Consider the following 25,197-nt stretch of genomic DNA (forward strand, 5'->3'; position numbering starts at 1 on the left):
GTTCGCCCTCCTATCACTAGACTCCCGTATAAGCCATAAACCCTCCATCAACCGGTACTGTAATGCCCGTGACAAAGCCTGACATCCCTTCATCCGCCAGCCATAGCAAAGTTCCCAATAAATCTTCAGGCTGTCCAAACCGTTTCATTGGAGTGCGTGAGATAATCTTTTCCGCTCTCTGCGTCAATCCGCCGTTATCGTCAAGTAGAAGCCGCTCGTTTTGTTTGGTCAGGAAAAAGCCCGGAGCAATGGCATTGACGCGGATTCCCGTTTCAGCCAAATAGACGGCAAGCCACTTTGTAAAATTTTCAATGCCGGCCTTTGCGGCGCTGTATGCGGGTACTTTCGTCATCGGGACCTGGGCGCTCATCGAGGAGATATTGATGACTGAAGCCCCCTTTCTGTTCAACATCGTTTTCGTAAATCGTTGCGTTGGAATAAAGGAACCGAGAAAATTTAAATTGAAAACAAATTGAAAATCTTCGACTTGCAAATCAAAAAACGTGGTGACATGTTCGTGTAAGAGGTGATCCGGATGCAGGGTTTCATTCGATGTCGTTGCATTTGGCTGGTTGCCGCCGGCTCCGTTGATCAGCAGATCGCAGCCGCCGAAACGTTGTGTTACGAGATGCTCCGCCCGTTCAACGCTTTTTTCATTTAGCACGTCACACTCGACTGCGATCGCCTCGCCGCCGGCATTCTGTATTTCGCCGGCTACAAGCTCCCCGTTTTCAACATTCCGGTTCAGGATCGCAACCTTCATGCCTTGGCGCCCGAGTTCCCGCGCCATTTCGCCGCAAAGCACGCCGCTGCCGCCGGTGATGACAGCCGTTTTTCCCTTTAAATATTGATGGATTTCAAGCATTGTGAAGCCCCCCGTTTTTCTCTTTCCAGCGAATCCCAAATGCCCCATAAATACATGATTCCTAGCGCCCTGTCATACAGCCCGTATCCCGGCCTGCAATTTTCATTCCAAATGTGGCGCCCGTGGTCAGGACGCACATAGCCTGAAAAGCCTATGTCATGATAGGCTTTGACAATCCCGCAAATATCAACAGAACCATCCGTCGTCCTATGGGACGTTTCGATAAAATCTTGATTGTCATAAACTTTCACATTGCGGATATGTGCGAACGGAATCCGATCAGGATACGTTTTGATAATCCGGATAATATCGTTTTCCAGATTGGCGCCTAAGGAGCCGCTGCAAAGGGTGACGCCGTTGGAAGGATCGTCAACAAGCCGAAGCAGACGCCCGATGCTTTCCCCGGAGGTGATAATGCGTGGAAGCCCGAAAACCGGCCATGGCGGATCATCCGGATGAATCGCCATTTTGATCCCGCAGCGCGCAGCGGTTGGAATGATCTGCTCCAAAAAGTATTGAAGATGGTTCCACAAATCCTCTTCTGTCACGTGTTGATACGCTTCAAAAAGCTTTGTCAAATGTTCCAGCCGCTCAGGCTCCCAGCCCGGCATCGTAAATTCCACGTTGTTTGCGATTTTATCAACAAGTTCAAAAGGATCGATTTGGTCGACTTTTGCGTGTTCATAAAACAAGGCGGTCGAACCGTCTTCCGCTTTTCTGTACAAATCGGTACGGAGCCAGTCAAATACCGGCATAAAATTGTAGCAGATCACTTTCACGCCCGCCTTGGCCAGGTTTTCGATTGTTCGTTTGTACCTTTCGATATAACGATCCTTCGTCGGCAGTCCAAGCTTAATATCCTCATGAATGTTAACGCTTTCAACAACATCGGTGTGAAAGCCGTGCTCTCCGCAAACCCGCTTGATCTCCATGATATCTTCCAGCGGCCATTCCTCACCTGCGGGGAGATGATGAAGCGCCCAAACGATCCCTTCAACACCTGGTATTTGCCTGATTTGCTCAAGGGTGACGGTATCATTTCCTTTTCCATACCATCTGAACACCATTTTCATCGCTTGCCCCTCCAGTTCAATAAGATAATATGATTTTTGTCACCTGATCGGGATGGTTCTTCGCTTTTTTCAGCGCCTCTTCGATTTTCGTAAACGGCATGATTTCAGTGATGAAAGATTCGGCCAGCTGCGGATTCCTATGCAAAAATCGAATGACATCCGGAAATTGATTGACGCTGTGCTTTGTTCCGTGTATTTCAATATCTTTCTTTGTCAGAAGGAGGCCAGGGACCGTCACATGTTCTCCTGTTAAGCCGACAATGACAATTCTCCCGCCCGCAGCAGCTAAATATATGGATTGTTCGATGGTCGCGGGAATTCCTGCCGCTTCGATGACAATGCCGGCGCCTTCCCCATTCGTCAGCTTGGAAACAGTGTGTTCCGCATTTTCTTCATGTGGATGAATAACCGTATCAGCGCCGAATGATTTCGCCAGCTCCAGACGTTCGCGTACTGGATCAACGGCGATCACAACCGCTTGAAACCGTTTTTTAATCTGTCCCAAAATCGTTAATCCTATCGGACCCATCCCCAATATGACAACCGTTTCACCGCTATGAATGTTTGCGCGCGTGATCGCTTGGGCACCAATCGCAAACGGCTCGCATAAAGCGCCCGTCGCAAAATCCATCTGTTCCGGAATGGGATGAACATGCGTTTCCGGGACGGTGATATAATCCGCAAATCCCCCTCTGCGCACTGACCCGATCATATCAATGTTCACACAGGCATTCGTTCTCCCTTTTCGGCAGGGATAGCAGCTTCCGCACGGAATGGCAGGTTCAATCACGACCCGTTCCCCAGGCGATCTGCCCTTCACCTGAGCCCCGGTTTTTTCAATGATGCCGGACAGCTCATGTCCAAAGATTTGCGGATATTGTGCATAAGGGTTTGAGCCGTCGTAAAAATGCACATCGCTTCCGCAAATACCGGCGGCCTTGACTTTCACAAGAACTTCATGGCCGCCGGGCTCGGGACGGGGCAGGTCTTGAAAAACAATCGAAAAGGGCTTTGTCATTACCGCTGCTTTCATGCAGCCCCTCCTTTTAAAGCGCTTTCTTTTTAAAATAACCGGGAAATTCTTCGATCAGCATCTCCTTATCCACAATGACCAGCTTTAAATGCTCTTCAGCAATCCGGCGGGCTTCTGACGGCTGTTGTGCTTTGATCGCTTTGATGAGGGCCGCGTGCTGCTCATAAATCGTGTCCCAGTTAAAATCTGCAGCAAGTCTTAAAAAGCGGATTCTCCTAAACGGTACGTTCATTTGCTCGATCGCTGACCAAATATTCGCTTTGCGGCATCCTTCAAAAATCATTTTGTGAAACGCTTCATCCAAATCAAACAGACTCTCATAATTTTTCTGATCGATCGACATCTCCTGCATCTTCACATTTTGCTCAAGCTCGATCATCGTTTGCCCCGGGAAATCTCGGCACGCTAATTCGGCAACCGCCTTTTCAAGGTTTTCCCTCATAAATCTCGCTTCCTCCACCAAATCAAGGTCGATCAGCGATACCCGCGTTCCTTTTTGAGGATAAATTTCAAGCAGCCCTTCTTTTGACAGCTGAAGAAAAGCTTCCCTGACCGGCGTTCTGCTCACCTCATATTTTTCGGAAATTTCTTTTTCAGAAATGTGGCTTCCCGGTATGAGCCGAAATTTCATAATCTCTTCCTTAAGCAAATAATAAACCTGATCCCTTGTAGACCGTACGCTTGAGTGAGTGATGTTCATGATCCCACCTCCCTTCTTTCTTATACTACCATACTTGTATGGTAGTACGGTAGCTGTTTTTTGAAAGTTCAAAAATAAAAAGGCGAACTTCATATGTTAAAATTTTGATGTTGGCAAACTATTGTTGTGGGAGTGACCAGCACACAATGCTTATTTTTTTCGGTAAGTTTGTCTTACTCTATTTTTTCTGTTCAGTTGGATTTTCTATATTTAAGGTTATGTATTATAACATTGGAAAAAATCTTGTTAAAAAGACAGCTGAAGGCACAAAAATGAATTGGGCAATGAATGTTCTCGTTAAAAACGGTACGAAAATGGATGGGGACGATTACTTTATGACGGCTGTTTTGGCAGGTTTATTTGCGATTTATTTATGAAAAGTTCCTGGACAATTCGATACCCGCAGGCTCTCATGACAGAGAGCCTGTTTATTTTAATAACAATTCAATTTTCGCCTTTGTCCTCGGTCCATAAATACCGTCGGCAGCCAATCCGTTCATCATCTGAAACCGTTTCACCGCATCCGCCGTTTTCGGTCCGTAATATCCGTCAATGCCGTTGTTTTTTGCTCCCTTATCCGGGTAAAAATAAAGAGCCGCGAGCGCCTCTTGAATTTCCCGGACGGCCGTCCCTTTCATCAGCGGGCTTTTGACTTTATAGATGCCGGAGGGCAGTGTATAAGATGTCTTGCTGGTTGAAGATGACTTTTTCTTTGAGGCGACGGCAGCCAGCGCTTTTTCGGTGGCGGGGCCGTAAATGCCGTCGGCCGTGATCCCGGCTTGTTTTTGAAGAGACATCACCGCCTGTGCGGTTTCATTTCCGAAAGAGCCGTCGGCACCGGACTTCGGCAAAGGGAAGCCTGCGGCAATCAGCCGTTTTTGCAGAGCCTTTACGCTTGAGCCTGACGAGCCTTTTTTCAGAATCGTCCCTGTCGATTTGCACGATTGACTCGTTGCCGCCGTTGTGTTCGCTGCCGTTTGGTTCCCCAGGAGGGTGCCGACTTTTTTTCTGAATGCCGCAAGCTGGCTTGAATCGCTTACCCATGGCGCCGGACAGTTTTTGTTCGTCACATCATAGTGGCGGACGATGTTGTCAGTCAAAAGCCCGTAGCGCTTGCACAAATCCGCGACTAGTTCGGCAGTGTTCTGAACGGTTTCGCTGTGAATTTTACCGTCTTTTTCGACGCACATTTCGACGCCGATTGCCGCCGTGTTGGCATTCGGCTTTAGGAAGCTTACATAGCAGCGGTTCCCGTCATGCGCATGGCAGGCGACTTCATCCTCCGGAATGATCTGCTGCACTTCGCTCCGATCGACAAAATAATGAGCCGAAGCGTGGCGTTCATCGGCAATGCAAGTACTGTTGAAGTAATTCCTTTCATTTAATGCGGACGCCCCGGGTGTTGCCGTCCAGTGCATGACGATGCCTTTCACTCCCGACAATTTCAGTCCGGGCCGGGTGTACTGATTGACTTTCACAAAGTTTTTCACAACCTTAACCAATTGAACCACTCCTGAAAAAAGGCTGCCCTGCCGGCAGCCTCATTTCGTCAGTCCTTTTTGTTGCAAAATCTCTTTTTGCAGCTTTCCTTTGTCAGTGACATAATTGTTTTTATACCAGGCGACAAGAGACGTAACGATTGTAAACACCGTGGAACCAGCTACATATAAGGCATCTGCCAATGTGTTGACCTGATCCTCGCTGATCGGCAAGGCTGTTTTACCGAACATGATCAACGTCTGGTTTACCAATGCAATAAAAAGAAGCGCCGTGCGAACCACTGTGCCTTTGTCAAAGCTTTTCATACGCGTTTTCCTCCTTATTTCTGCAAAAGGTTATAAAAAACGGCGATGGCCCCGCTGATGATGCCGGTGCTGACCGCCGTGACGATCGCGCCCGTAATGCTGCGCTTAATCCATGTTGTATTTTCTTCAATTTTGTTGAGCTTTTCATTAATCGACATAATCTGCTGATCGTGTCGGTCAGATGACCTCTCCAGTGTACTGACGCGCTGCTCGAGCGTTTTTTGATCAGCTTTCAGCTCTGTGATCCTTTTTTGAAACACGTCTAATTCCGGCGTTTGCGGCATATTGCATTCCTCCTGTCCACCTCCTCAGGAACGAGGGCAAAATAAAGACCCGTCTACATAGACGAGTCTAATTGTTTCCTAGTGTAAGCTGGATGATTGGTAAACAATCCATCAACTTTTGAGTGAAGCATTTTCTTTGTTAAGCCATTCTCACTCTCCGCATCAAAAAACACATGAATCTGCATGTTTTCCTTATGAATCATTTTGACAATGGCTTCATTGACCAATTTGGCATTCGGTCCGACTGCGGAGGCGTACGTTTTCATTTTTCTTAACGAATCAGGTGTTAAACGGCTGACTTCGTCATCGCGCAGGAGACGGGTCAACGGAATGTCCTTGTTGATTGAACGTATTTTCCGCAAGCTTTTTTCGCTGAACGATTCTACAACGACTTTGTTTTCCGCAATTAAATCATTCTTTTCAAGAATATCAGCCAGCTGTTTTTCCATGACCAATTGCCCGTTTTCGTCTTCTCTCGTTTCAATGTAATAGTTTGTTGACTTCCCGAATGTTTTGATGATCTCTTCGATGGTCAATATTTTCTGCCCCTTGCCGGCATCAAGCTTTTTAAGCTCTGATAACTTTAAATCGTGAACTTTCCCCTTTCCGTTTGTCGTTCTGGCGACATCCTTATCATGTATTGCAACGAGTTTTCCGTCTTTCGTTTGCCGCAGATCGATCTCGATGTCATCCGCTTTATCTTTGACTGCACGTTGATAGGATAATAGCGTATGCTCCGGTTCTAACGAAGAAGCTCCCCTGTGGGCAATCATTAAAGGATGGTACCTGTCCTCGGGGGCTGATTTTGTAGAATTCTCAGCCGCTTATTAAAATGAATAGAGCGATAATGAGTAGGTAAATAAAGTTTTTCATAAGATCAAAAATATCATACTTTACTATCAATATCAAAAATTTCCTCTTTGAAAATATTCTTAAATAAATCCTTAAAGCACCAGTTTTATAGAATGAGCGCCGATCTTTTGATTTCTTCAGTACCAACGGTTTGTCACAGGGCAAAAAAAAACCGGGATACTTTTTCTCCTTTTTTTTTCGCTTATTTAATTAGATTCCAATAAAACAACACCCTCAGCTTAAGCCGAGGGTGCTGGGCATTTAAACTTATCGTTTAACAATAAAAGCAGGTGTTTTCACTTGGAAATTCCCTCCATTAACGGTATCGTGAAAATACCCTTTAATACGAACACTATTTTTTCCTTTCTTCAATTTAAGCTGTGAAATTTTAAACACTTTTGTCGGTGTCTGTAATTTAAAAGTTCCTGTTAGCAACTTACGAGATTCCCAATAATCTTTATTCCAAACTTCAGCCGAAAGCGTATATTTAAAATTCGCAATACTGCCGCCTCCATATTTTGCAACAACGTCTATAGAAGTTGCTTTCGGTGAATAGGAATCAGCATCTGTACAAATCTTTAAAACATAAGTATCATAGTAATCTGAACAAGGCATAAAACATTTCTCCTTTTTTGGTTTTTGTGCATTCTAATGAAACCTGCAATAGCTGATCTAAAGTAAGAAAACCGCCTCTAATAAAACGTATTTTTCAGCTTCTCCGAAACTGCAAAAGCACCAAATGCAAATTGCTCGTTTCTTCAAGAGCGTCGGAAAGACCTGCAATTTTGACATACACATAAGGAACAACCGCCTCTGCAAACAGTTTCAATACGTATATTGCTTTTGCCATTTTTGACTTTTCAAGAAACTCGCAGTGGGGATCGGCATTGAAACTTTTACAAAACAGCGTAGGGCGCTCATTCAACTCTTCGTTAAGAATGGAGCTTGTCCAGCCGTCATCTCTTTCGCGCTGTTCTCTGTCATTTTCTAATGCGTCCTTCGGCGGTCGAGAGTTTTCCAGGCGCTGATCTTTTTGTTGGAAACGCCGAGCTCATCTGGTGAAACGATTTGTAATATTTCCTTCGTATTGTCGATAGAGCCGGAATGCCTCATCTCTTTGCATGGCCCTCGTTCTTGGCATCGTACGTCGTCCCCTCCTCTTTTCAATTCGTATCTTTACAGTCAACATCTGTTTTCATCGAAGCTGATGACGCGGTTTTCTCTCTTCACTTATAGGTGGCAAACGTATGACAAAAGAATGATCATTTTTATGCCAGGCGATTGGCGGGTTTTTCTATTTGCTTTGCCATTTTCGCTTGCGCACGCTTCACATTTGTCTGTACAGTCGATTTTTTGATGCCGAGCATCGCGGCAATCCGTTCGTAGGAAAAACGCTCAACCTTGTGCAAAATGAATATTTCTTTTTCCCGGGCCGTCAGGACGGATAGGGCCGCTTCGATCCGCGCTTTGTCAGCCGCCGATACCTCATGCGCCGGCTCAAAGCGGATTCCCTCAGAAAACGTGTCCATGATTCGCGGATCTTTGATCAGCATCCGTTTATAGGAATCCCGTCTGTCTATAGCCCGCCTGATTCCCGGTTCTCTCCCTTGTTCAAGCCAATCGACGACATATTCCAAATCGGCGATCATGCTTCTGATCAGTTTTTTATCTTTGAGCTGCTCCGGCGTCAGCCACTCTTCATCCTGAAGAGGCCGATATAATGTTCTTGTCGCTTTTAATGTCCTTTTGTATTCAAAAAGTAAATCTTCCATTTTTGTGATCCTCCGTTTTTCAACATAAAAAAGGACACCAATCAGCTGCACATGCTGTGCATTATGATCAGTGTCCGCAGGCTTTCCGTCTTGGACGTATGATGTTTTAAACTAAAACCTATAGCCGATTTCAAACTCGACTCTTGCAAGGTCTCCCTTTCTTGTTTCAATGACGGTTTTTCCGTGCTCAGGCGCATCAGTCTGCCATGCCGCACCGTTTACTCCATCAAGCACGATCACTGTCACCTTTCCTTCTTTGATCTGGCTCCCGACAGTTGTACCATGAATCGCTTTTAATGGTGTTGGCTGTTTCAATTGCTCTCCTCCTCTTCATGTTCAAATGCTTCCGCTTTGGTGATCACCTTTTGTAAAACGCCCTTCAATTTGCTTTCAACGGAGCCGGGTTCGATCGGCTCCCTTCCGTTTAGATAAGCGAGAGAAAGCTTTGCTGCAATCAGCAGCTCGGGGGCGGCAGCGATTAAATAAGCGTTTTTTTCCTGTGAAAAAGCTGTATAATCGCCGACCTTTGCTATTAATCTTCCATTTGAATATGGAAAACGTTTTTTCTCGACATCACTGTACGCGGAATAAATATATACATCCGTATTCGTTTTGACGACGCGCCACGGTAACGGGCTGTACGCCAAAGCTTCTTTCCCCATTATTTCTTCCTCACTTTCCGTCTTCTTCATGCCACCTTTTGATTTGTGCGTCTCTTTTTGCCGAAATCAGCATAATGAGAACGATCGCTTTCAGACATTTAAGCACTTTGCTTCACCCTTGTTTTCATTTTTAATACAGCTTTGATTGTCTCCGTTAGATCTCCGCTTTGCTTTCGGGCAGGAGCTGAAAAACGCCCCCCAGCCGATGTCCTGATAAACGGAATTGTGTCCTTTGCACAAACGGCACATCAGACCATTCCCTCCAGTCTATGATTGATGTCAAAAGAGTTCCCTTTCATGTGACAAGGTAATCCTGGCACATTTCAAACAGTCTCGTACCAAGCGCTTCATCTATGCCGACGATTTGTTCAACATCAAGTTCGCTTAAAAGCAGGATCGGCTTATGGTTCAAGTACCGGTAATTAATAACAGAGTAGGTTTGCTCAACCCGCGACTCGGTCGCCCTCGGCTTTCCGCTCCCAGCTGAAGCTTTACATACCGCTCATATTGTCCTTTGTTTTCAAATTGCAAGACAGGCATTCCATTTTTCGCAAATGCGATAAAGGCACCGGCTTCACAGAGCCTCCAGATCGAACCGAGCCCCGCTGTATGGAATCAAGATCGTCTGCATCCTATTTCCTTCTTTCTGCCATGCATACCCCTTGAAAACAGGTCCTTTCTCATGCGTTTTCTTTGCAAAGCTTCCCGTGGATAGCCGTATGTCCGTATTTGGGTAATGAACGGATGTTCAATGTTCATGTCCGGCACTTTCTTTACATCGATACGAAATTTATCAAAACCTGCCTGAAAAAGATCAGGAAACAGCTCGCGGTCTGCTACGAAATATAGCGTTTCAAACTTCATTATCGTTTCCCTGCCAAAGTTTCGTGTACCCCTTTCGATTTTTCGAACATAACTTCAGAAATATTCAGCCTTTCGCCACCTGCCTTTGCGTCAGTCCCCGCTTGGATCGTTCTTCAATTAAACGTTTCCGCAAATGCTTCACTCCCTCATCCATGATACAATACGTATCGTTTATTTTTGATTATATACGATACAATTCTTATCATCAACATTTTTTTGATACTTTTTTTATCAAATGTTTATTTTGATACATTTTGTATCTATAATAAATAACATAATGCCGAATTGAGGAAGAGAGGTCATTCTATGCTTGGCGGCAGACTGAAAAATCTTAGAGGAAAACGGACGCAGGAAGAGGTAGCGAAGCAGATCGGCGTTTCAAGGGCGCGCTATTCCCATTATGAAAATGGAAGAAGCGAGCCGGATTATGAAACATTGAAAAAATTGGCTGATTACTATAAAGTGACGATAGACTATTTATTAACGGGGACAGAGAATGGCCGTTCTCTTGAAGAAAGGTTTGAAGATCCCGATCTTCAAATCGCATATCGGGACATGCAGGAGTTTTCGCCTGAAAGCAGGCAGCAGGCGATTGAATTTATTCAATATTTAAAGGAAAAAGAGAAAAAGCGGAAACCCGGGGATAGACAGGATAAATAAGGAATTTCTATTCAACATAACAGATGATAGTCTATGTGAGTGTATAGGGCCCTTTAAGGGCTTTTCTTTCCCAGAAAAATAGAACATTTGTTCGAAGGGGTGTCTTCGTATTGGAATTTTATTTATCTCACCTAGAAGAATACGTAAAAAATATGTACCTTAAGTTTGGTTTTACTGAACCGTATCAAATTGACATGCAGCGGATCGCCTCTTCCCTTAATATTTGGGTGCATTATGAAGATGTGAACAGCATGATGATCAAGCATGACGGCATGTACAGCATCATTCTCAACAGCAGGCTTTCCAAAGAAAAGCAGTGGGAAGATTTTGCCCATGAACTGTGCCATGTATTAAAACATGCGGGAAACCAATTAAATATGAATAAGATGTTCCGCGAACTGCAGGAGTTTCAAGCCAATCAATTCATGTATCATTTCTGCGTTCCGACCTTTATGCTTCTGAAATTGGATTTTCCCGAACTTCGCTGCCATGCGGTCAAAATGATCGCCGATCTTTTCAATGTGACAGAAGAGTTTGCCGCCAAACGAATGGAACTATTTGAAAAGCGGCAAATCGGAATCCAGTTCCACAAAGCATGGAAGACAAGCCTTCTTGAGGATGCAGAACCTTCTGCAGAGCGGACCATTGACCGGTTTGATAAGGCAGATGAATTCACGCGCTTTAAAAGAAAAAACCGACATCAGTACCCTTTCACAAAAAAAGCAAAAAAGTGGATTGCTGCCGAAAAGCAAGCGGAATACCTTCTGGAAAAATAGCCGAAAACAGCCGGCTGCGCTCATCCGTAAGCGTCAGCCGCTCCTTCTTTGACTGCTTTTATATATCGATCGAAGACTTCATTTTTAGAAGCGTCCCTCCCCTTTCTGCTGAAACGGTCAAACATCGCCTTTCGCTGGGCGGTGCTGATTTCAAATTGCACGCTTAGTCCTGTTCTGCATCGATTGTTGATGCTTTTCGGGGATGTACCCGAAAGACGTGCGCTTTTTTCCAATAATTCGGCTGAAAAGCCGTGCCTCCTCAGCGAATCGACGAATACCTCTGCGCGTTTTCGATCTGTTCCCCCAACTAATGTTCGACAATGCGAAAGCTCATAATAGCCGTGAAAAGCCAAAACATATTCATGTCCCGCAGCCATCTCTATGGCACGCGGGTCGTCAAAATGGTCGCTTGTCACATGAAGCACATGATTCCCGCGCAATTTAATCCCTTCAAGCAAATAAACGGAATAACCACCGGCAAAAGCTTTGACAATCTCGCTGATTCCAGGTTCAATCCCCCCTCCATGAGGAGACATGACGAGCAGGCTGTTCCCTGCAGCTTGTGCAAAAACCCTGTAATCAGTTCCTTCGATTTCATTTTGTGACAATTCTTTGAAACTAGCGTATTGATCAGCAGCTGCCCTGTTCATTCTTCGTTTTTCCCTCTCCTGATTGTCCTGTTTTTCATGTAGTTTACCGGGACTCAAGACGATTGTAAATTATAATATTATTGGTTTTTAAAATGTCGAGACAAAATCGCCTAAACCCTTTGCCATTGGGGACGAAAAAGAAAATTTAGATGATACCATAAACCATAAAGTTGGTTGGTCTGTGGATAAGAATAACGTGAAGTTTAGTATCGATCAAGTCAGTATCGTAAAGCAGGATCTTGAATCAGGTGATAAAGTATGATAGGTGTCCATTTCATTATCGATAATAAAAGCAAGAAAGACATTTCAACTGACCGATGTTCACAAAAGAGAGCAAATTAAAGCCAGTGTTCATAGTGAGAACTTCGATGGGGATATCATGTCTGGAGCGAAAACAGACGGCTTTGTTCTTTTCCCAATCAAAAAGTTAAGTAAGCCTGAAGACATCAATTCTGTAAGAGTTAAGTGGGATTTCTGGCCTGACAAAAACACTTCTGAGGGATTAAATGAACTTGATGCCCAATTCAGTTTCTAATCCTGAAACAAGAACAAACGTTCCTATATAATCATCTCAAGGAGATGACACCATGAATGAGTTGGACTGTTTCTTTTATGAAGCTGGACATGGCGACTTTGTTCATTCGTTTTTTTCGACTATTTCATATCATTTAGAAAAAGATGGTTGGGGAACAAAACATCCTTTGCTCATGAATGATTTATACCATAATAAGCTAAAATGGAGCGATGTTCCGGAAGCACGAGAGAATTTAAAAGAGATTGAAGCAGAGCTTTCTAAACTCGCACCTGAAATGGTTATATGGGATATTGAAGACTTATCAAAAAATCCTCCTTGGGGAAACAATATAAGTCCTAAAGTAACCAATTTATCAAATTACTTTGCAACAAGTGACGGCAAAACTTTTTTTGAAGTATTATACAAAGCAATGGATGCTTCAGAGGAAGATAAATGCGATATGACAATTCAAAATGTATAAATGAGCCCTCTGTGAAGAGGCCTTCGTCTTCGGCTCATACACACTACGAGCGAACATTCGTTCATAATTTTATTTGAGGTGAAAACATGTAAGATGAACGAAAGGACGAAAATTGTTGACGAAACCCAGAGAAGCGCCTCTATAACTGAATAAAGTGAATACTCAATTTAAAAATCAATCATTTCCCATTAAAATTAAAGACCTGATCTTGCATATATAAATATATTTGTTATGCTAAATTTATTATTTATTTTTCTTAAAGGAGTTGAGTAGTATGTTTTACGCCCCTTTATTTGAAAATGATGTTCCAACAGCACTCTCCCGCTCTTAACGGAGAGAAGGTGCTATTTGGAATTCTCTCCGTTAAGGCTTAAACAAGCCTAAAAAATGGAGGGAACAAAAATGAAAAATACGCTTATTGGTTCTTTATTTTTAATATTAGCTTCATGTATCTGGGGAGGTATGTACGTTGTCGTTAAAGTAGTAGTGGCAGTGATACCACCATTAGAACTTGTATGGATGCGATATCTATTGGCACTTGTTGCATTAGTCATAATTGGCCTGGTGACTAAACAAAGCTGGAGAATTAAAGGGCAGCACTTCGGCATATTAATTGCTATTGCAATTATTGGGTATGTCATTTCCATTGTCACCCAAGAAACAGGTACAATGCTTTCTACGGCCCAAATGGGGGCAATTATAACTTCTACAACACCAGCTTTTATGGTTGTGTTTGCTAGTTTAATCCTTAAAGAACGTTTAAGCATTAAAAAGATGATTTCAGTTATTCTAGCAACTACAGGTGTGATTACCATTGTTGGAATTGACGATATTGATATGAGTAGCACTCTTGGTGGAATATCACTTATTATTGCAGCATTAACATGGGCGTTAATGTCCGTGCTTATTAAACGTCTACCTGGTGGTTATTCGCAAATTGTTGTCACAACCTATGCTACTTTAATCGCTGTTGTTGTTTTAACTCCTTTTGTCATACCAAAGTTGCCACAAATAAAATTTAATGAACTAATTAATCCAACCATATGGGGAGGATTAATTTATCTGGGTGTAATTTCGACAGCTATTGCATTTCTATTATGGAACCGTGGATTACAAATGCTAAATGCCTCCAGCGGAGGAGTTTTCTTTTTCTTCCAACCTGTTGTTGGAACATTATTAGGATGGTTAATACTAGGTGAAGTGATTAGTATAACCTTTTGGATAGGTTCTGTTTTAATTCTCTTTGGTGTCTTAACTGTCATTAAAGATAGCCAAAAAGAACAAAGCCATTCAATATCTCAATAGATAATGGAAAACAAATGTGAAATTTAGGAGGCATACTATGGCAACTTTCGACGATTTTCAAAAGCTAGATATGCGTGTTGGAGAAATTATCAGAGCAGAGGCGTTCCCTAAAGCAAAAAAACCAGCTTATAAACTGTGGGTTGATTTTGGAGAAGAAATAGGTGTTAAACAAAGTAGTGCTCAAATAACAGATTGTTATGATTTGGATGATTTAATTGGCAAACAAGTATTAGGAGTAGTTAACTTTCCCCCTATGAGAGTTGCTGATTTCAGTTCAGAAGTTTTAGTAATGGGTGTATATTCAAAGCAAGGCGTTGTTCTTATAGAGCCACAACAAAAAGTGGAAAATGGTGACCGGTTAGGATAACTCAAACATTTAGAACACAGATAATATAATTTATCTGTGTTCTTTTTTTATGATATAGAACAAAATTTTATTGTTTCAGATAAAAATAAAGAAAATTTATAGCTTTAACAACTTTTCAAGGACTGCTCTCGTTTTCGGTCCATAGATTCCGTCTGGCGTTCATCATCTGGAACCGTTTGACCGCGTTCGCCTTTTTCTTCCCAAAATAGCCGTCAATCCCGTTATTTTCGGCGCCTTTGTCCGGATAAAAATAAAGTGCAGCTAAAGCCTCCTGAATCTGCCGGACGGCTGTTCCTTTCATGAGCGGACTTTTGACTTTATAGATGCCGGACGGCAGGGTGTAGGATGATTTATTGCCGCTTGAGGATGGCTTTTTCTTTTTCGCTTCAATGGCCGTGAGCGCCTTTTCGGTAGCCGGTCCGTATATGCCGTCCGCCATAATCCCGGCTTTCTTTTGAAGGGATTTGACGGCCTGCACGGCTTCATCACCATAAGAGCCATCGGCCCCGTACTTCGGCAGCGAGAAGCCCGTGGCAATCAAACGTTTTTGAGCGCCTTTACACTTGAGCCGGACAATCCTTTTTTAAGGATAGTCGATCCTGTGGATTTGACCGGTTGGGCCGTGGGTGCCGTCGTTTTTGATACAGTTTTATTCCCGAGCAGGCTGTCAACTTTCTTCCGGAAGGCAGCAAGCTGGCTGGAATCGCTCACCCACGGCGATGGACAGTTTTTGCTTGTCACATCATAATGCCGGACGATTCTGTCTGTAGAAAGGCCGTAACGTCTGCAAGACCAGCGACCAATTCAGCAGCATTTTGAACAGTTACGCTGTGAATCTTGCCGTTACTTTCCACACACATTTCAACGCCAATTGCATTGTGTTGAGATTTGTTTTTAGAAAACTGGCATGGAGGCATTTAGCCAAGCTTTAAAAGCAGCTGGGGGAAGTTTTGGGAGAGTTTTTTAAAATATCCCCTTTCCCCCTAGTATTCATAAGGTTTGATTATATTTACTACGATTGTAAATTACAATTGAATATTTTTTTGTTATGATCAGAAGTATACTCCCAGATTAGGAATGAATGCCAAATGATGAAACATATACTTGGACATATGCTTGTCGTTACTTTTATCTTTTTGCTGATCATCTTTGCCCTTGCCATCATCATCGGCGGCTATTTTTTTGATGTCACCGGCTTTTTCGCGATTTTCGGTGTTACATATGATTCGCCGGGTTCTCTTTTGTTGTTTATTCTTTTAAGTTTCGGGCTTGGTTTCATATTTGAAATTCCTGAAAAGTTTCTCAACCTGCTGATCGGGCATAAATTTATAACATTTGTGGTCGAATGCTTTTTTACATGGCTTGCGATCCATATTGCCGATGAAGTGATAAAAGGCATCAGCATCCCTCTTGATGTTGAATTCCTTGCCTGTATGTTTTTATTCGTAATCCAGCAGGCTTTTGAAGATCTTGAAGAAAAGAAAAACGTAGAGGCAGAATAAAAAGTGCATGATAAAATAGGCCATTCCAATCATTTCAAAAAAGGGCCTTCTAAGAGGGGGCTTTTTTTCGTTACAATTATATAGACCGATCAGTATATTAAGAAGGTGATAGGATGAAAGACCAAACAAGCAGCCGGGATAAAATATTGCGCACAGCTTCACGGTTATTCCGCAAGCAAGGCTATCATGCGACCGGATTAAATCAAATTACGGCCGAAAGCGGCGCCCCGAGGGGATCGATTTATTATTATTTCCCGAAAGGCAAAGAAGAGCTTGCCGCCGAAGCGATCAAAATGACCGGTGAAACGGTCAAAACGTATATCAAGTCAGCCATCAGCCAATCAACCGATCCGGCGGAAGCGTTTCAAACCTATATTCGAATGATGGCTGAAGGATTTGAGGAATACATGATGGAGGATTACGAAGACATCCCGATCACATCATTCGCTTCGGAAACATGGTCTTTCAGCGAAACGCTCAGAACAGAATGTGACCGCGTGTACGAAGGATGGCGGCTTATCTATGAGGAAAAACTGATACAGTCCGGCTATGAGAAAGAAACAGCCAAAACGCTGAGCACAGCGATACAGGCGATGATAGAGGGCGCATATGTGCTGTCGATCACGAAAAAGAACGGGCGGCCGTTACACGCCGCTGCTGAACAAATTCCTTTTTTGTTACAACAATAATCAAGGGTGGGAAATCGAATGGAACACACTAAAAAAAGCACTTTCATGATTATCGCAATTTTAATTGTAGGCAATTTCCTTGCTCTGATTAATGAAACGGTCATGAATGTGGCATTGCCGAAGATTATCGAAGACTTTGGCGTCTCCGCGAATACGGCCCAATGGCTGTCAACCGGATACATGCTGATGATCGGGATCGCGGTGCCGGTTACCGCGTTTTTAATGCAGCGCTTTACGACAAGGCAGCTGTTTCTTTCCGCGATGAGCTTATTTACATTGGGAACCTTTTTGGCAAGCGTGGCGCCTGCCTTTCCTCTCGTTCTGGCAGGACGAATTATTCAAGGGTCGGGGACGGGACTTATTTTGCCGCTGGTCATGAACGTGATCCTGACCTTGGTTCCTCCCCATAAGCGCGGAACGATGACCGGGATGCTGACCCTTGTCATTTTATTCGCACCGGCGATCGGCCCTGTCATCTCCGGCTATATTGTCGAACATTATTCATGGCGGATCGTCTTTTTCATGATGCTGCCCGTCTCGCTCTTCATGATCTTTTATGCAGCATTCCGATTAAAAAATGTAACCGAATTGACCCGTCCGAAAATTGATATCACATCGATTTTGTTATCTACAATTGGTTTCGGAGGAATCGTGTTTGGCTTCAGCAACGCCGGAGAGGAAGCCGGATGGAGCAGTCCGAAGGTCATCATTGGACTTGCGGCCGGGATGATCGGATTGATTTTATTTGTGAGCCGTCAGCTCAAACTAAAAGAACCGATGCTGGATATGCGGCCTTTCCGGTCAAAAGTGTTCTCGACAGCGGTCATCCTTGTTTGGCTCGTAATGATGCTGCAATTTTCGATGATGCTGATCTTGCCGCTTTACTTCCAAATGGCGCTTGAGCTGTCACCGTTATACACCGGCCTGTTGATGCTGCCTGGCGGCCTGGTTCTCGCCCTGACCTCTCTCGTAGCGGGGCGCCTTTTTGATAAGCTCGGTTTTAGGCCGCTGCTTCTCACCGGTTTAATCATTGTCACCGTTGTGCTTTGGCTGTTTACACATATTTCGAGCGAAACCTCGATGGCAGCCGCAATGATGCTTTATGCGGGCTTTACACTCGGCGTCGGCTTCACGATGGCACCGGTGATGACACTTGGATTAAATCAAGTGCCAAAGCCTTTATACCCTCACGGCTCGGCGATTATGAATACGGTCAACCAAGTATCGGGCGCGATCGGCCCCGCTTTATACACGACAATCTTGACAACCGTTTCAAACCGGTTCATTCATCAATCGGCTTTAACAAGCGAAAAGGACCTGCAAATGCAGGGAATGACCGCAGGCGTTCATACGGTCTATTATGTCGCAATCGGCTTTGCCATTGTTGCGCTGGCGCTTTCTTTCCTGATCAAGGACAAACATGAAGACACGCAGAATGCATAAAAAAAAGCAGCCCGGCTTTTATTAGCCGGACTGCTTTTTTAATCGAATAAATACGCGGGCAATTCCAAAGCTCCGCACGCTGTCATATTCTGAGGTGATGTTCATGACCTGCCAGCGCTGTCCCGGCAGATCTGCTTTTGCAGCCATTCCGCCGTCAGCCTCTATAAGATCACCTGCCTTGACCGCCTCATCACATCTGACATACACTTGTCCGGCGAGACCGACCACATTCCATTCTTCGCGTTCTTTTCTAGATTTATAGTCTTGTCCAGGAAGGTAGTCGGGATTTTCTTTAGGAAACAAGAGCATTTGACCGTCAAGGCCTTTTTGCCATTCATAAACATATCCGCCAAACTCATTTTTGACGCAGCGGCCGGACCAATGAAAGCTTGCTTCCCCGAGGATTGCGCCGAGCAGATTGTCGCCCTTTTCAGCCGGTCTGATCTTACCGCCTTCGGAGGGCGACAAGCGTCCCCGCCGGAATCTTTTCACCCGTCAGACTTTCAAAATACTCGCAGTAGTCTTGAAAAGGGTTAATCGTGCCGTTTCTCGCAAGCAATTCAATCTTCCGGTTCACTGAGGAAGGTGTGCTGCCGGCAGCCCATCCCATCGCTATCGAATCTGAGTTGGGGTTTATCGTATTGTATGAAGAAAGGGCTGACGATTGTGCCGTTCCATCCGCCCTTCCGCGCACCGATCCTGCAACAAAATTATTATTGCCTGTCGCATGGGACTCCCTCGAACCGATGATACCGCTGCCTTTATATATCTTTACAGTTTTCAATAGGCGGCAAATGTATGACACAATCAAAAAGACGCGGAATCGGAATTCCGCGTCTCTCTATATCAATCTAATATTTTCACTTTAACGGTTTTTACGCCCCAGTTGAGCGCGTCTTCTTTATTTGAAATAAATACATCGATTTTATGTCCGTTTATGGCGCTTCCGGTATCTTCAGCGGTCGCTTCGCCATAGCCTTCAACATACACTTTGGAACCAAGCGGAATCACGTTTGGGTCAACTGCGATGACTTTAGCATCCGGATTGGCATTCAAATCGACTCCTGTTTTTGTAATGCCTGAAATGCCGCCGTCATTTGCCGAATATGCAGTAGCTTTAACGGTGATTTCTTTTGCAGCCGCTTCAGGCTGACTGCTTGGAGCTGCTTGCCGTTTTACAGGTGCCGCAGGCTGTTCGCTTTGGACGGCTGCTTGTTTTACAGGTGCTTTCACACCCGCCCCATCTCCGGTTATCGCCATGGTTTTTCCGGCAAAAATCAAGTCCGATTTGAGGTTGTTCCATCCTTTAAGATCGTTCACAGAAACACCGTACTTTTGAGCGATTTTTGATAATGTATCTCCAGGTTTGATGGTGTACTGCTTCTGATCAGAGTTTTCTTCTTGAGAAGAAATGTTCAGCTTTTGACCAGGAAAAATGATGTCTGATGAAAGCTGATTCCATTTTTTCAAGTCCTTTAGGTTCAACCCGTTGTCTTGGGATATCCCCCAGAGCGTGTCCCCTTTCTCAACCGTAATTTCTTTTGCTGAGGCGCTTGCTCCGAATGCAGTCGCTGACATAGCTGCGGCTGCAGCCAAGGACATTATTGTCTTCTTCATAAGTTAAATCCTCCCTTGTTAGCTCTTTAGAAACTAACAGGAAAGATCGTAACATAGGAAAATGTCATCCCCATGACAGATTGGTATGAATTTGGTTACAGTTTTTTTACTGAAATAATTTGATTTTATTTAAAATTTCGTATTTTCTCCCGTAGGGACTATCCTCCTGTTTCTGATTCGCCAATGGTAACACGGCTGTTCTTTAATCGCTATGGCTGGCATCCTCCGTTCTATCTGGGCCGTTTCGCCTGATCCACAACCATTCTCTCAAATCCGGATATTCCTGAATAAAGAAGGAGGGATTGGGGTATTGTGTAGTAAGGAAAAAAAAGACCGTCCGCTTCACCAACTCTTTTGCGGGTTAAAAAGGCCGCCGGATTGAGCTGTCGCATCCTGCTTCCCATTTACACTTTTCATAGCGGCGGTCTCACCGTAAGGGAGGGTTGCTGTTCAATTTATCAATGATAACTGATGATGACGGTTTCATAAGCAGCCGGAAAAATTTTCTTCGAAAATATCTTGTAATCTTTCCGTAATTATTGTAACATTTGTAACATAAGAGATATATTTTTTCTTAAGGAGAGAAGAACAGTGAAAAAGTTTATCGTTTTTATGTTAGCTGCTTTATTGGTTTTACCTATCCATACGACAACTGCTGCTAAAAATCATACATCAGGGGAATTAACGAAAAAACAGGTGTTAACGATGACATTGCAGGCCCGTGAACATTTTTGGAATACAATGAGCGGCCATAACCCGAAAGCCAAAAAATCAACATGCCAAACTAACATATTCGAATATCAAAATCTTTCATATGTTTATATGTGCAGTGAATTTAGTACAAAAGCGAAGCTGACCGACTACCTGACTCCCGTGTTTACAAAAGATGCAATCAAAAAAGGCTTTAAGAAATACAATATCATCAGCTATAAAGGAAAAATGGCCGTTCCAGTCGGTGATGGGGACAACCTGTTGGATTGGGAGCATTCAACATTCAAACTCATCTCCAAAAAAGGCAATGCCCGCACATATAAATTTACCGTGCCTGCCAAGGACGGATCGCCTTCAGCAAAAAGAAACATCACATTCACCAAGGAAAACGGCAAATGGAAAATCAATCAGCTGGATGCCGCCATCTAAACAAAAAAGCTAATGTCTCACATGCAGACATTAGCTTTTTTCATTGTTATACCGTCAGTTCGACCAGGTTGCCGTCTGGATCTTGGATGACACTCTCATAATAGCCGTCTCCTGTCACACGGGGCTCTCCAACAACAGGCACCCCTTCCTCCTTTAACCGGCGGGTCATCTCATCTACCTTTTCACGGGAGCCCAGGGAGAACGCCATATGTGCATAGCCTTCCATTTCCTCTTTTCCCGGCGTCAAATCCGGCCGTCTCATCAGCTCAAGCCGGGTTCCTGACTGAAACTGTATAAAATAGGATTCAAATTGTTTTTTCGGATTGATGTATTTTTCGTTTGCTGTTCCCTTAAAAAATCTTGTGTAGAAATCTTTCATTTCCTCTAAATGTTTCGTCCAGATTGCGATGTGTTCGATTTTCATTTTTTCCATCCCTCCCAGTTGATATTACCATATATCACTCCCGGGAAATGTATATACATAAAAATTTCATATTTTATGTCGGGAAAATTTGAATGTATTCATAAAGATGCCGCAGCATATCAGCAGTGCGCCGATAATGATATTCGTGGTGATCTGTTCGTGCAATTGCAGCCATCCAAAGAAAAGAGCCAATACCGGAACGAACATTAATGCCATGGACGCTTTTGACGCTTCGATTTGATTAAGCACCCAAAACCATACGACAAATGTAAAACCGGTCGAAAGCAAACCATTAAACACCAATGACCATACCGCCTGATATGTCCACTCGGCTGAATGGACGGGTTCCAATATAAAGGAAAAAACCAATAGCATGACGGCTCCCATCATAAGATGCCAGGCATTCATATGAATGATATCGATATGCTTGAATTGAAGCTTGCTAAACACATTCGCGATTCCCCAGCTAAGCGCTGCCGCAAGGACGCACAGTTCTCCAAATACAGCGCTTTGATCGACATTCAGCATTTCTTTTCCAAATATAAATAACAGTCCGAAGAAGCCGCATATCAGCCCGATCGTTTTATACACATTCATTTTTTCGTTTAAAGTAAAATGGCTGATCACCGTAACAAATATAGGCATTGTATACACCAAAACAGAGGTTTTCCCTGAATCGACAAATTGCATGCCATACGTTAAGATCCCCATATAGCCCAGACCCATCAGCAGGCTCATGATGATATAGCTTTTGACATGTTCTTTTCCGATGGAAAGTTTTTTTCTTTGAATGAAGAGAATGAGAAATAAAGGAACCGCCCCGATGAACAGGCGCAAAGCCGAAAACAAAAGCGGGGGGATATCGTGGATTCCTACTTTCATCGCAACCCAGGTATAACCCCAAATAAGTGTGACAGATATGATTCCCAGCATGACTTTTACCATTATCCAGCCGCCTTTCTTGTTGAAATATCGTGCTGGTTTCTATCATATGTTACATTTATATATAACTGAAATACTTTTTTATTATCGGAGGTATAACCAAATGGTTATGAACATGAACCATCTTCACATATTTGTAAAAGTGGCAGAGACATTGAATATTACAGAAGCGGCAAAAGAATTGTTCATCTCTCAGCCGGCGGTAAGCAAAGCGATTAAAAACCTGGAAAGCTCGCTGCAGCTCAAATTATTGATCAGAGATAAACATCATGGTTTGATGCTGACTGACGTCGGAAAGGAAATTTTGCTGCTGGCGAGGCAAATGAAGGGGATTGAAAGCAAAATATATCAAGTAGCCAACCGGGAAAACAAGCTGTTAAGCGGGAAGGTGAAAATCGGTTCATTTCCTGCCGTCTCAACAAATATCATGCCGCAGGCGATTGCGGCATTCAGATCAAACTACCCGCTGATCCGCATAGAATTGGTTGAGGGGACCTCTGAGCAAATCAAAGGATGGGTCGAGGATCGGACGGTTGATATCGGGATCGCGGCATCTCCATTTGAACCGTTTGACCATCAACTATTGTGCAACGACTATATGGTGGCCGTCATTCCGCCGCAATATGACGAATTAAAACAGGCAAAGCATATCGACCTCAACACATATCAAGATGACCTTATTTTTTGCAAAGGCGGTCATGAAATCGCGATGTCAAACACGTTCCAGCAGCACCGTATTGAATTAAAGGAAAACTTGACTGTCCAAAATGCCGAAACCTTGATTAATATGGTTAAAAACAACTTGGGCATAGGCATTATTTCAAACTTTACACTTTCATCTGTACCGCATCAATTGATCAAAAAGGACATCTTTCCCCGGATCACCCGCGATATTGGCGTCATCGCGCACTCATTCGATGACGTAACGCCGGCGGCGCATGAGTTTATTAAGGTGTTGAAAACAGACGTAATCTAAATCGGTAGCCTTGATACACAAAAAAACCGCCTTGGTCAAAAAGCCAAGGCGGTTTTCATTCCATGTGCTCAATCATGAAAGTTCGTGCCGTCTGTCGTTTCTTTAATCACTCCGGCGCGGATGACGAAATCCCCGAAGTGTTCGCCTTCCTTGCGTTCTTTCGCATAACGCGGAAGAATTGTACGAAGTTCTTTTAAAATTTCTTCCTCACCGATGTTTTCCCGATACATTTTGCTCAAACGGCTGCCGTCGAATGCGGCGCCAAGATACATGTTGTACTTGCCCGGCGCTTTGCCGATAAAGCCGATTTCGCCGAGCGCATGACGGGCGCAGCCATTCGGGCATCCTGTCATGCGGATGGTAATCTCTTCGTTCCGAAGCCCGTTTTCTTCTATGATCTCATCAATTTTATCAATCAATGCCGGCAAATACCGTTCCGCTTCAGCCATTGCCAGTCCGCATGTCGGCAGAGCGACGCACGCCATCGAGCTGCGGCGGAGCGCCGTATAATGCCTTCCGTCCGTCAAGCCGTACTGCTCAATCAGCTCGCTGATTTTTTTCTTTTTTTGGCTTGATACATTGGCGATGATCAGGTTCTGGTTTGCGGTCAGCCGGAATTCGCCGGTATGGACCTTGGCGATTTCGCGCAATCCGGTCATCAGCTTGTAATCAGCATAGTCTGTCACTCGTCCGCCTTCGACAAACAGCGTAAAATGCCAATTTCCCTTCACACCTTTTACCCAGCCGTAGCGGTCGCCGTTATGGTCGAAATGATACGGCTTTGCTTCGGCTAAACTCCAGCCGAGGCGGTTTTCAAGTTCGGTTTTGACCGTTTCCAATCCGAGGCGGTCAACCGTGTACTTGAACCGGGCATTTTTGCGGACAGAACGGTTTCCGTAATCACGCTGAATCGTAATCGTTTTTTCTGCCACATCATAGATTTGCTCCGGTTTACAGAAGCCGATGACCTTGGCAAGCTGAGGATATGTCGCCTTGTCGCCGTGGGTCATCCCCATTCCGCCGCCGATTGCCACATTAAAACCGATGAGCTTGTCATCTTCCACGATGGCAATAAAACCGAGATCCTGTGAAAACACGTCAATGTCATTTGACGGCGGAACGGCAATCCCGATTTTGAATTTCCGCGGCAGATAAAGCGGTCCGTACATTGGTTCGACTTCATCGGTTTCCGGGGTGCCGGCGACTTTTTCTTCATCAAGCCAAATTTCATGATACGCGCGCGTACGCGGCAGCAAATCATCACTCAATTTTTTCGACCATTCATAGACTTCGGCATGAATGTCCGACTGGTATGGATTTGAAGCGCACATCACATTGCGGTTGACATCGCCGCACGCCGCAATCGTATCCAACAGCGCGGAATTGATTTTCTGAATGGTTTTTTTCATATTCCATTTTAAAATACCGTGCATTTGAAAGGTTTCCCTTGTCGTCAGCTTCAATGTCCCGTTTCCATACCGGCTGGCAAGCTCATCCATGACAAGCCATTGCTCAGGCTTCGCCACCCCGCCCGGCATCCGGACGCGAAGCATGAACTGATATGCAGGCTCAAGCTTTTGCTTTTGGCGCTCATTGCGAAGATCGCGGTCATCCTGCAAATAGCTGCCGTGATGTTTCATCAGGCGGTTATCGTCATCGGAAATTCCGGCGCTGATCTGATCGAGCATCGATTCCTTCAGCGTGCCGCGCAAATAATTGCTTTCTCTTTTAATGCGTTCAACATCGCTTGGCGGGCCTTCCGGCGCTTTTAATATTTGATTCCCCATCTTGGAAAAACCCC

Annotated in this window: 32 protein-coding genes and 3 pseudogenes; 11 read left to right on the forward strand and 24 right to left on the reverse strand. The window is 44.2% G+C overall.

Translation table 11 applies throughout. The annotated features are described in order from the left end of the window. Nucleotides 1-16 precede the first annotated feature (16 nt). The 16 genes and pseudogenes from BTR1S_RS04585 to BTR1S_RS23070 all read right to left on the reverse strand — a co-directional run bounded on the left by BTR1S_RS04585 (nucleotide 17) and on the right by BTR1S_RS23070 (nucleotide 9,910). Nucleotides 17-865 (reverse strand): SDR family oxidoreductase, encoded by an 849-nt coding sequence (locus BTR1S_RS04585; RefSeq protein WP_006638550.1) that lies wholly within the window; start codon nucleotides 863-865, stop codon nucleotides 17-19. Next, nucleotides 841-1,938 (reverse strand): mannonate dehydratase, encoded by a 1,098-nt coding sequence (gene uxuA / locus BTR1S_RS04590; RefSeq protein WP_029418623.1) that lies wholly within the window; start codon nucleotides 1,936-1,938, stop codon nucleotides 841-843. Before uxuA ends, BTR1S_RS04585 begins: the two co-directional genes overlap by 25 nt. Before the next feature lie 16 nt (nucleotides 1,939-1,954). Beyond that, nucleotides 1,955-2,971: a zinc-binding alcohol dehydrogenase family protein gene (locus BTR1S_RS04595; RefSeq protein WP_029418624.1), complete on the reverse strand. Its 1,017-nt coding sequence runs from the start codon at nucleotides 2,969-2,971 to the stop codon at nucleotides 1,955-1,957. Between the two features lie 13 nt (nucleotides 2,972-2,984). Continuing rightward, the gene (locus BTR1S_RS04600; protein ID WP_029418625.1) at nucleotides 2,985-3,671 is read right to left on the reverse strand and encodes a GntR family transcriptional regulator; all 687 of its coding nucleotides are present in this window, start codon (nucleotides 3,669-3,671) and stop codon (nucleotides 2,985-2,987) included. Between the two features lie 428 nt (nucleotides 3,672-4,099). Continuing rightward, complete coding sequence (locus BTR1S_RS04610) at nucleotides 4,100-5,173, reverse strand: peptidoglycan recognition protein family protein (protein ID WP_029418626.1); 1,074 nt, start codon at nucleotides 5,171-5,173, stop codon at nucleotides 4,100-4,102. Nucleotides 5,174-5,212: 39 nt separating this feature from the next. After that, entirely contained in the window at nucleotides 5,213-5,476 is a 264-nt protein-coding gene (locus BTR1S_RS04615) for a phage holin (RefSeq protein ID WP_006638556.1), read from the reverse strand. A gap of 14 nt (nucleotides 5,477-5,490) precedes the next feature. Continuing rightward, complete coding sequence (locus BTR1S_RS04620; protein ID WP_006638557.1) at nucleotides 5,491-5,760, reverse strand: hemolysin XhlA family protein; 270 nt, start codon at nucleotides 5,758-5,760, stop codon at nucleotides 5,491-5,493. A gap of 53 nt (nucleotides 5,761-5,813) precedes the next feature. Continuing rightward, nucleotides 5,814-6,633: pseudogene (locus BTR1S_RS04625) on the reverse strand (glycerophosphodiester phosphodiesterase family protein). Between the two features lie 246 nt (nucleotides 6,634-6,879). Further along, nucleotides 6,880-7,227 (reverse strand): cell wall-binding protein YqgA, encoded by a 348-nt coding sequence (yqgA, locus tag BTR1S_RS04630; protein ID WP_006638559.1) that lies wholly within the window; start codon nucleotides 7,225-7,227, stop codon nucleotides 6,880-6,882. A gap of 94 nt (nucleotides 7,228-7,321) precedes the next feature. Next, complete coding sequence (locus BTR1S_RS04635; RefSeq protein ID WP_155910100.1) at nucleotides 7,322-7,462, reverse strand: hypothetical protein; 141 nt, start codon at nucleotides 7,460-7,462, stop codon at nucleotides 7,322-7,324. Nucleotides 7,463-7,880: 418 nt separating this feature from the next. Continuing rightward, nucleotides 7,881-8,384, reverse strand: a complete 504-nt coding sequence (locus tag BTR1S_RS04640; RefSeq protein ID WP_029418627.1) for a sigma-70 family RNA polymerase sigma factor — start codon at nucleotides 8,382-8,384, stop codon at nucleotides 7,881-7,883. Nucleotides 8,385-8,495: 111 nt separating this feature from the next. Further along, a complete protein-coding gene (locus tag BTR1S_RS04645; RefSeq protein WP_029418628.1) occupies nucleotides 8,496-8,699 on the reverse strand; it encodes an XtrA/YqaO family protein in 204 nt (67 codons plus the stop codon). Further along, the gene (locus BTR1S_RS04650; protein ID WP_029418629.1) at nucleotides 8,696-9,046 is read right to left on the reverse strand and encodes an XkdD/Y8K6 family phage-associated protein; all 351 of its coding nucleotides are present in this window, start codon (nucleotides 9,044-9,046) and stop codon (nucleotides 8,696-8,698) included. Before BTR1S_RS04650 ends, BTR1S_RS04645 begins: the two co-directional genes overlap by 4 nt. A gap of 248 nt (nucleotides 9,047-9,294) precedes the next feature. Continuing rightward, a pseudogene (locus BTR1S_RS21610) lies at nucleotides 9,295-9,524 on the reverse strand (ATP-binding protein); the annotation flags it as partial. After that, nucleotides 9,455-9,637, reverse strand: coding sequence for a YjzJ family protein (locus tag BTR1S_RS23765; RefSeq protein ID WP_488168112.1), 183 nt, complete (start codon nucleotides 9,635-9,637; stop codon nucleotides 9,455-9,457). The pseudogene BTR1S_RS21610 and the gene BTR1S_RS23765, both read right to left, overlap by 70 nt. Before the next feature lie 24 nt (nucleotides 9,638-9,661). Beyond that, nucleotides 9,662-9,910, reverse strand: a complete 249-nt coding sequence (locus tag BTR1S_RS23070) for a hypothetical protein (RefSeq protein WP_029418630.1) — start codon at nucleotides 9,908-9,910, stop codon at nucleotides 9,662-9,664. A 306-nt stretch (nucleotides 9,911-10,216) separates the two neighbouring features. On the opposite strand from BTR1S_RS23070, the gene xre reads away from it, so the two are divergent. Next, the gene (xre, locus tag BTR1S_RS04660; protein WP_006638564.1) at nucleotides 10,217-10,570 is read left to right on the forward strand and encodes an HTH-type transcriptional regulator Xre; all 354 of its coding nucleotides are present in this window, start codon (nucleotides 10,217-10,219) and stop codon (nucleotides 10,568-10,570) included. Nucleotides 10,571-10,722: 152 nt separating this feature from the next. Beyond that, on the forward strand, nucleotides 10,723-11,346 hold the full coding sequence (locus BTR1S_RS04665; RefSeq protein ID WP_411803010.1) for an ImmA/IrrE family metallo-endopeptidase: 624 nt from the start codon (nucleotides 10,723-10,725) through the stop codon (nucleotides 11,344-11,346). Between the two features lie 20 nt (nucleotides 11,347-11,366). Here the strand turns inward: BTR1S_RS04665 and BTR1S_RS04670 are convergent, their stop codons facing one another. After that, entirely contained in the window at nucleotides 11,367-11,996 is a 630-nt protein-coding gene (locus tag BTR1S_RS04670; protein ID WP_006638566.1) for a poly-gamma-glutamate hydrolase family protein, read from the reverse strand. 265 nt (nucleotides 11,997-12,261) lie between these two features. Between BTR1S_RS04670 and BTR1S_RS04675 the strand changes: the two genes are divergently transcribed. The 4 genes from BTR1S_RS04675 (at nucleotide 12,262) to BTR1S_RS04690 (ending at nucleotide 14,663) form a co-directional block, all read left to right on the forward strand. Continuing rightward, nucleotides 12,262-12,531, forward strand: coding sequence for a hypothetical protein (locus BTR1S_RS04675; protein WP_029418632.1), 270 nt, complete (start codon nucleotides 12,262-12,264; stop codon nucleotides 12,529-12,531). Nucleotides 12,532-12,583: 52 nt separating this feature from the next. Next, nucleotides 12,584-12,991, forward strand: coding sequence for an immunity 70 family protein (locus tag BTR1S_RS04680; RefSeq protein ID WP_029418633.1), 408 nt, complete (start codon nucleotides 12,584-12,586; stop codon nucleotides 12,989-12,991). A 402-nt stretch (nucleotides 12,992-13,393) separates the two neighbouring features. Beyond that, nucleotides 13,394-14,296: a DMT family transporter gene (locus BTR1S_RS04685; protein ID WP_029418634.1), complete on the forward strand. Its 903-nt coding sequence runs from the start codon at nucleotides 13,394-13,396 to the stop codon at nucleotides 14,294-14,296. Nucleotides 14,297-14,333: 37 nt separating this feature from the next. Next, nucleotides 14,334-14,663, forward strand: coding sequence for a tRNA-binding protein (locus BTR1S_RS04690; RefSeq protein WP_006638570.1), 330 nt, complete (start codon nucleotides 14,334-14,336; stop codon nucleotides 14,661-14,663). Nucleotides 14,664-14,759: 96 nt separating this feature from the next. Here BTR1S_RS04690 and BTR1S_RS23550 read toward each other — a convergent pair. Next, a pseudogene (locus BTR1S_RS23550) lies at nucleotides 14,760-15,588 on the reverse strand (peptidoglycan recognition protein family protein). Nucleotides 15,589-15,751: 163 nt separating this feature from the next. On the opposite strand from BTR1S_RS23550, the gene BTR1S_RS04700 reads away from it, so the two are divergent. From BTR1S_RS04700 to BTR1S_RS04710, 3 genes are all read left to right on the forward strand, one after another. Next, on the forward strand, nucleotides 15,752-16,165 hold the full coding sequence (locus BTR1S_RS04700) for a YrvL family regulatory protein (protein WP_006638572.1): 414 nt from the start codon (nucleotides 15,752-15,754) through the stop codon (nucleotides 16,163-16,165). A 113-nt stretch (nucleotides 16,166-16,278) separates the two neighbouring features. Beyond that, the gene (locus BTR1S_RS04705; protein ID WP_006638573.1) at nucleotides 16,279-16,854 is read left to right on the forward strand and encodes a TetR/AcrR family transcriptional regulator; all 576 of its coding nucleotides are present in this window, start codon (nucleotides 16,279-16,281) and stop codon (nucleotides 16,852-16,854) included. 18 nt (nucleotides 16,855-16,872) lie between these two features. Next, nucleotides 16,873-18,297 carry an MDR family MFS transporter gene (locus BTR1S_RS04710; RefSeq protein WP_029418635.1) on the forward strand — a complete coding sequence of 475 codons (1,425 nt, stop codon included), beginning with the start codon at nucleotides 16,873-16,875 and terminating at the stop codon, nucleotides 18,295-18,297. A 21-nt stretch (nucleotides 18,298-18,318) separates the two neighbouring features. Here the strand turns inward: BTR1S_RS04710 and BTR1S_RS23085 are convergent, their stop codons facing one another. The 3 genes from BTR1S_RS23085 to BTR1S_RS04725 all read right to left on the reverse strand — a co-directional run bounded on the left by BTR1S_RS23085 (nucleotide 18,319) and on the right by BTR1S_RS04725 (nucleotide 19,914). Next, entirely contained in the window at nucleotides 18,319-18,765 is a 447-nt protein-coding gene (locus BTR1S_RS23085) for a peptidase G2 autoproteolytic cleavage domain-containing protein (protein WP_029418636.1), read from the reverse strand. After that, a complete protein-coding gene (locus BTR1S_RS23090; RefSeq protein WP_236836042.1) occupies nucleotides 18,743-19,081 on the reverse strand; it encodes a peptidase G2 autoproteolytic cleavage domain-containing protein in 339 nt (112 codons plus the stop codon). The genes BTR1S_RS23085 and BTR1S_RS23090 overlap by 23 nt, the downstream gene beginning before the upstream one ends. A 62-nt stretch (nucleotides 19,082-19,143) precedes the next feature. Beyond that, nucleotides 19,144-19,914, reverse strand: a complete 771-nt coding sequence (locus BTR1S_RS04725; RefSeq protein WP_006638575.1) for a 3D domain-containing protein — start codon at nucleotides 19,912-19,914, stop codon at nucleotides 19,144-19,146. 591 nt (nucleotides 19,915-20,505) lie between these two features. Between BTR1S_RS04725 and BTR1S_RS04730 the strand changes: the two genes are divergently transcribed. Continuing rightward, entirely contained in the window at nucleotides 20,506-21,054 is a 549-nt protein-coding gene (locus tag BTR1S_RS04730) for a DL-endopeptidase inhibitor IseA (RefSeq protein WP_006638576.1), read from the forward strand. 46 nt (nucleotides 21,055-21,100) lie between these two features. On the opposite strand, the gene BTR1S_RS04735 is transcribed toward BTR1S_RS04730, so the two are convergent. Together BTR1S_RS04735 and BTR1S_RS04740 are read right to left on the reverse strand one after the other, a co-directional pair. Further along, on the reverse strand, nucleotides 21,101-21,478 hold the full coding sequence (locus BTR1S_RS04735) for a VOC family protein (RefSeq protein ID WP_006638577.1): 378 nt from the start codon (nucleotides 21,476-21,478) through the stop codon (nucleotides 21,101-21,103). Between the two features lie 66 nt (nucleotides 21,479-21,544). Further along, complete coding sequence (locus BTR1S_RS04740; protein WP_006638578.1) at nucleotides 21,545-22,423, reverse strand: DMT family transporter; 879 nt, start codon at nucleotides 22,421-22,423, stop codon at nucleotides 21,545-21,547. Between the two features lie 100 nt (nucleotides 22,424-22,523). On the opposite strand from BTR1S_RS04740, the gene BTR1S_RS04745 reads away from it, so the two are divergent. After that, nucleotides 22,524-23,396, forward strand: coding sequence for a LysR family transcriptional regulator (locus BTR1S_RS04745; RefSeq protein WP_006638579.1), 873 nt, complete (start codon nucleotides 22,524-22,526; stop codon nucleotides 23,394-23,396). A gap of 68 nt (nucleotides 23,397-23,464) precedes the next feature. Here BTR1S_RS04745 and cysI read toward each other — a convergent pair whose 3' ends face one another. Continuing rightward, nucleotides 23,465-25,183, reverse strand: coding sequence for an assimilatory sulfite reductase (NADPH) hemoprotein subunit (gene cysI / locus BTR1S_RS04750; protein WP_029418638.1), 1,719 nt, complete (start codon nucleotides 25,181-25,183; stop codon nucleotides 23,465-23,467). Between the last annotated feature and the right edge of the window lie 14 nt (nucleotides 25,184-25,197).

This window comes from Bacillus sonorensis NBRC 101234 = KCTC 13918, assembly GCF_001592005.1.
GTDB lineage: Bacteria > Bacillota > Bacilli > Bacillales > Bacillaceae > Bacillus > Bacillus sonorensis.

Excerpts from the sequence above, each read along its gene's own strand:
- BTR1S_RS04585 (WP_006638550.1), bottom strand. The coding sequence starts at position 865 with ATGCTTGAAATCCATCAATATTTAAAGGGAAAAACGGCTGTCATCACC.
- uxuA (WP_029418623.1), bottom strand. The coding sequence starts at position 1,938 with ATGAAAATGGTGTTCAGATGGTATGGAAAAGGAAATGATACCGTCACC.
- BTR1S_RS04595 (WP_029418624.1), bottom strand. The coding sequence starts at position 2,971 with ATGAAAGCAGCGGTAATGACAAAGCCCTTTTCGATTGTTTTTCAAGAC.
- BTR1S_RS04600 (WP_029418625.1), bottom strand. The coding sequence starts at position 3,671 with ATGAACATCACTCACTCAAGCGTACGGTCTACAAGGGATCAGGTTTAT.
- BTR1S_RS04615 (WP_006638556.1), bottom strand. The coding sequence starts at position 5,476 with ATGAAAAGCTTTGACAAAGGCACAGTGGTTCGCACGGCGCTTCTTTTT.
- BTR1S_RS04620 (WP_006638557.1), bottom strand. The coding sequence starts at position 5,760 with ATGCCGCAAACGCCGGAATTAGACGTGTTTCAAAAAAGGATCACAGAG.
- yqgA (WP_006638559.1), bottom strand. The coding sequence starts at position 7,227 with ATGCCTTGTTCAGATTACTATGATACTTATGTTTTAAAGATTTGTACA.
- BTR1S_RS04635 (WP_155910100.1), bottom strand. The coding sequence starts at position 7,462 with ATGGCAAAAGCAATATACGTATTGAAACTGTTTGCAGAGGCGGTTGTT.
- BTR1S_RS04640 (WP_029418627.1), bottom strand. The coding sequence starts at position 8,384 with ATGGAAGATTTACTTTTTGAATACAAAAGGACATTAAAAGCGACAAGA.
- BTR1S_RS04650 (WP_029418629.1), bottom strand. The coding sequence starts at position 9,046 with ATGGGGAAAGAAGCTTTGGCGTACAGCCCGTTACCGTGGCGCGTCGTC.
- BTR1S_RS23070 (WP_029418630.1), bottom strand. The coding sequence starts at position 9,910 with ATGAAGTTTGAAACGCTATATTTCGTAGCAGACCGCGAGCTGTTTCCT.
- xre (WP_006638564.1), top strand. The coding sequence starts at position 10,217 with ATGCTTGGCGGCAGACTGAAAAATCTTAGAGGAAAACGGACGCAGGAA.
- BTR1S_RS04665 (WP_411803010.1), top strand. The coding sequence starts at position 10,723 with ATGTACCTTAAGTTTGGTTTTACTGAACCGTATCAAATTGACATGCAG.
- BTR1S_RS04670 (WP_006638566.1), bottom strand. The coding sequence starts at position 11,996 with ATGAACAGGGCAGCTGCTGATCAATACGCTAGTTTCAAAGAATTGTCA.
- BTR1S_RS04680 (WP_029418633.1), top strand. The coding sequence starts at position 12,584 with ATGAATGAGTTGGACTGTTTCTTTTATGAAGCTGGACATGGCGACTTT.
- BTR1S_RS04685 (WP_029418634.1), top strand. The coding sequence starts at position 13,394 with ATGAAAAATACGCTTATTGGTTCTTTATTTTTAATATTAGCTTCATGT.
- BTR1S_RS04690 (WP_006638570.1), top strand. The coding sequence starts at position 14,334 with ATGGCAACTTTCGACGATTTTCAAAAGCTAGATATGCGTGTTGGAGAA.
- BTR1S_RS04700 (WP_006638572.1), top strand. The coding sequence starts at position 15,752 with ATGATGAAACATATACTTGGACATATGCTTGTCGTTACTTTTATCTTT.
- BTR1S_RS04705 (WP_006638573.1), top strand. The coding sequence starts at position 16,279 with ATGAAAGACCAAACAAGCAGCCGGGATAAAATATTGCGCACAGCTTCA.
- BTR1S_RS04710 (WP_029418635.1), top strand. The coding sequence starts at position 16,873 with ATGGAACACACTAAAAAAAGCACTTTCATGATTATCGCAATTTTAATT.
- BTR1S_RS04725 (WP_006638575.1), bottom strand. The coding sequence starts at position 19,914 with ATGAAGAAGACAATAATGTCCTTGGCTGCAGCCGCAGCTATGTCAGCG.
- BTR1S_RS04735 (WP_006638577.1), bottom strand. The coding sequence starts at position 21,478 with ATGAAAATCGAACACATCGCAATCTGGACGAAACATTTAGAGGAAATG.
- BTR1S_RS04740 (WP_006638578.1), bottom strand. The coding sequence starts at position 22,423 with ATGGTAAAAGTCATGCTGGGAATCATATCTGTCACACTTATTTGGGGT.
- BTR1S_RS04745 (WP_006638579.1), top strand. The coding sequence starts at position 22,524 with ATGGTTATGAACATGAACCATCTTCACATATTTGTAAAAGTGGCAGAG.
- cysI (WP_029418638.1), bottom strand. The coding sequence starts at position 25,183 with ATGGGGAATCAAATATTAAAAGCGCCGGAAGGCCCGCCAAGCGATGTT.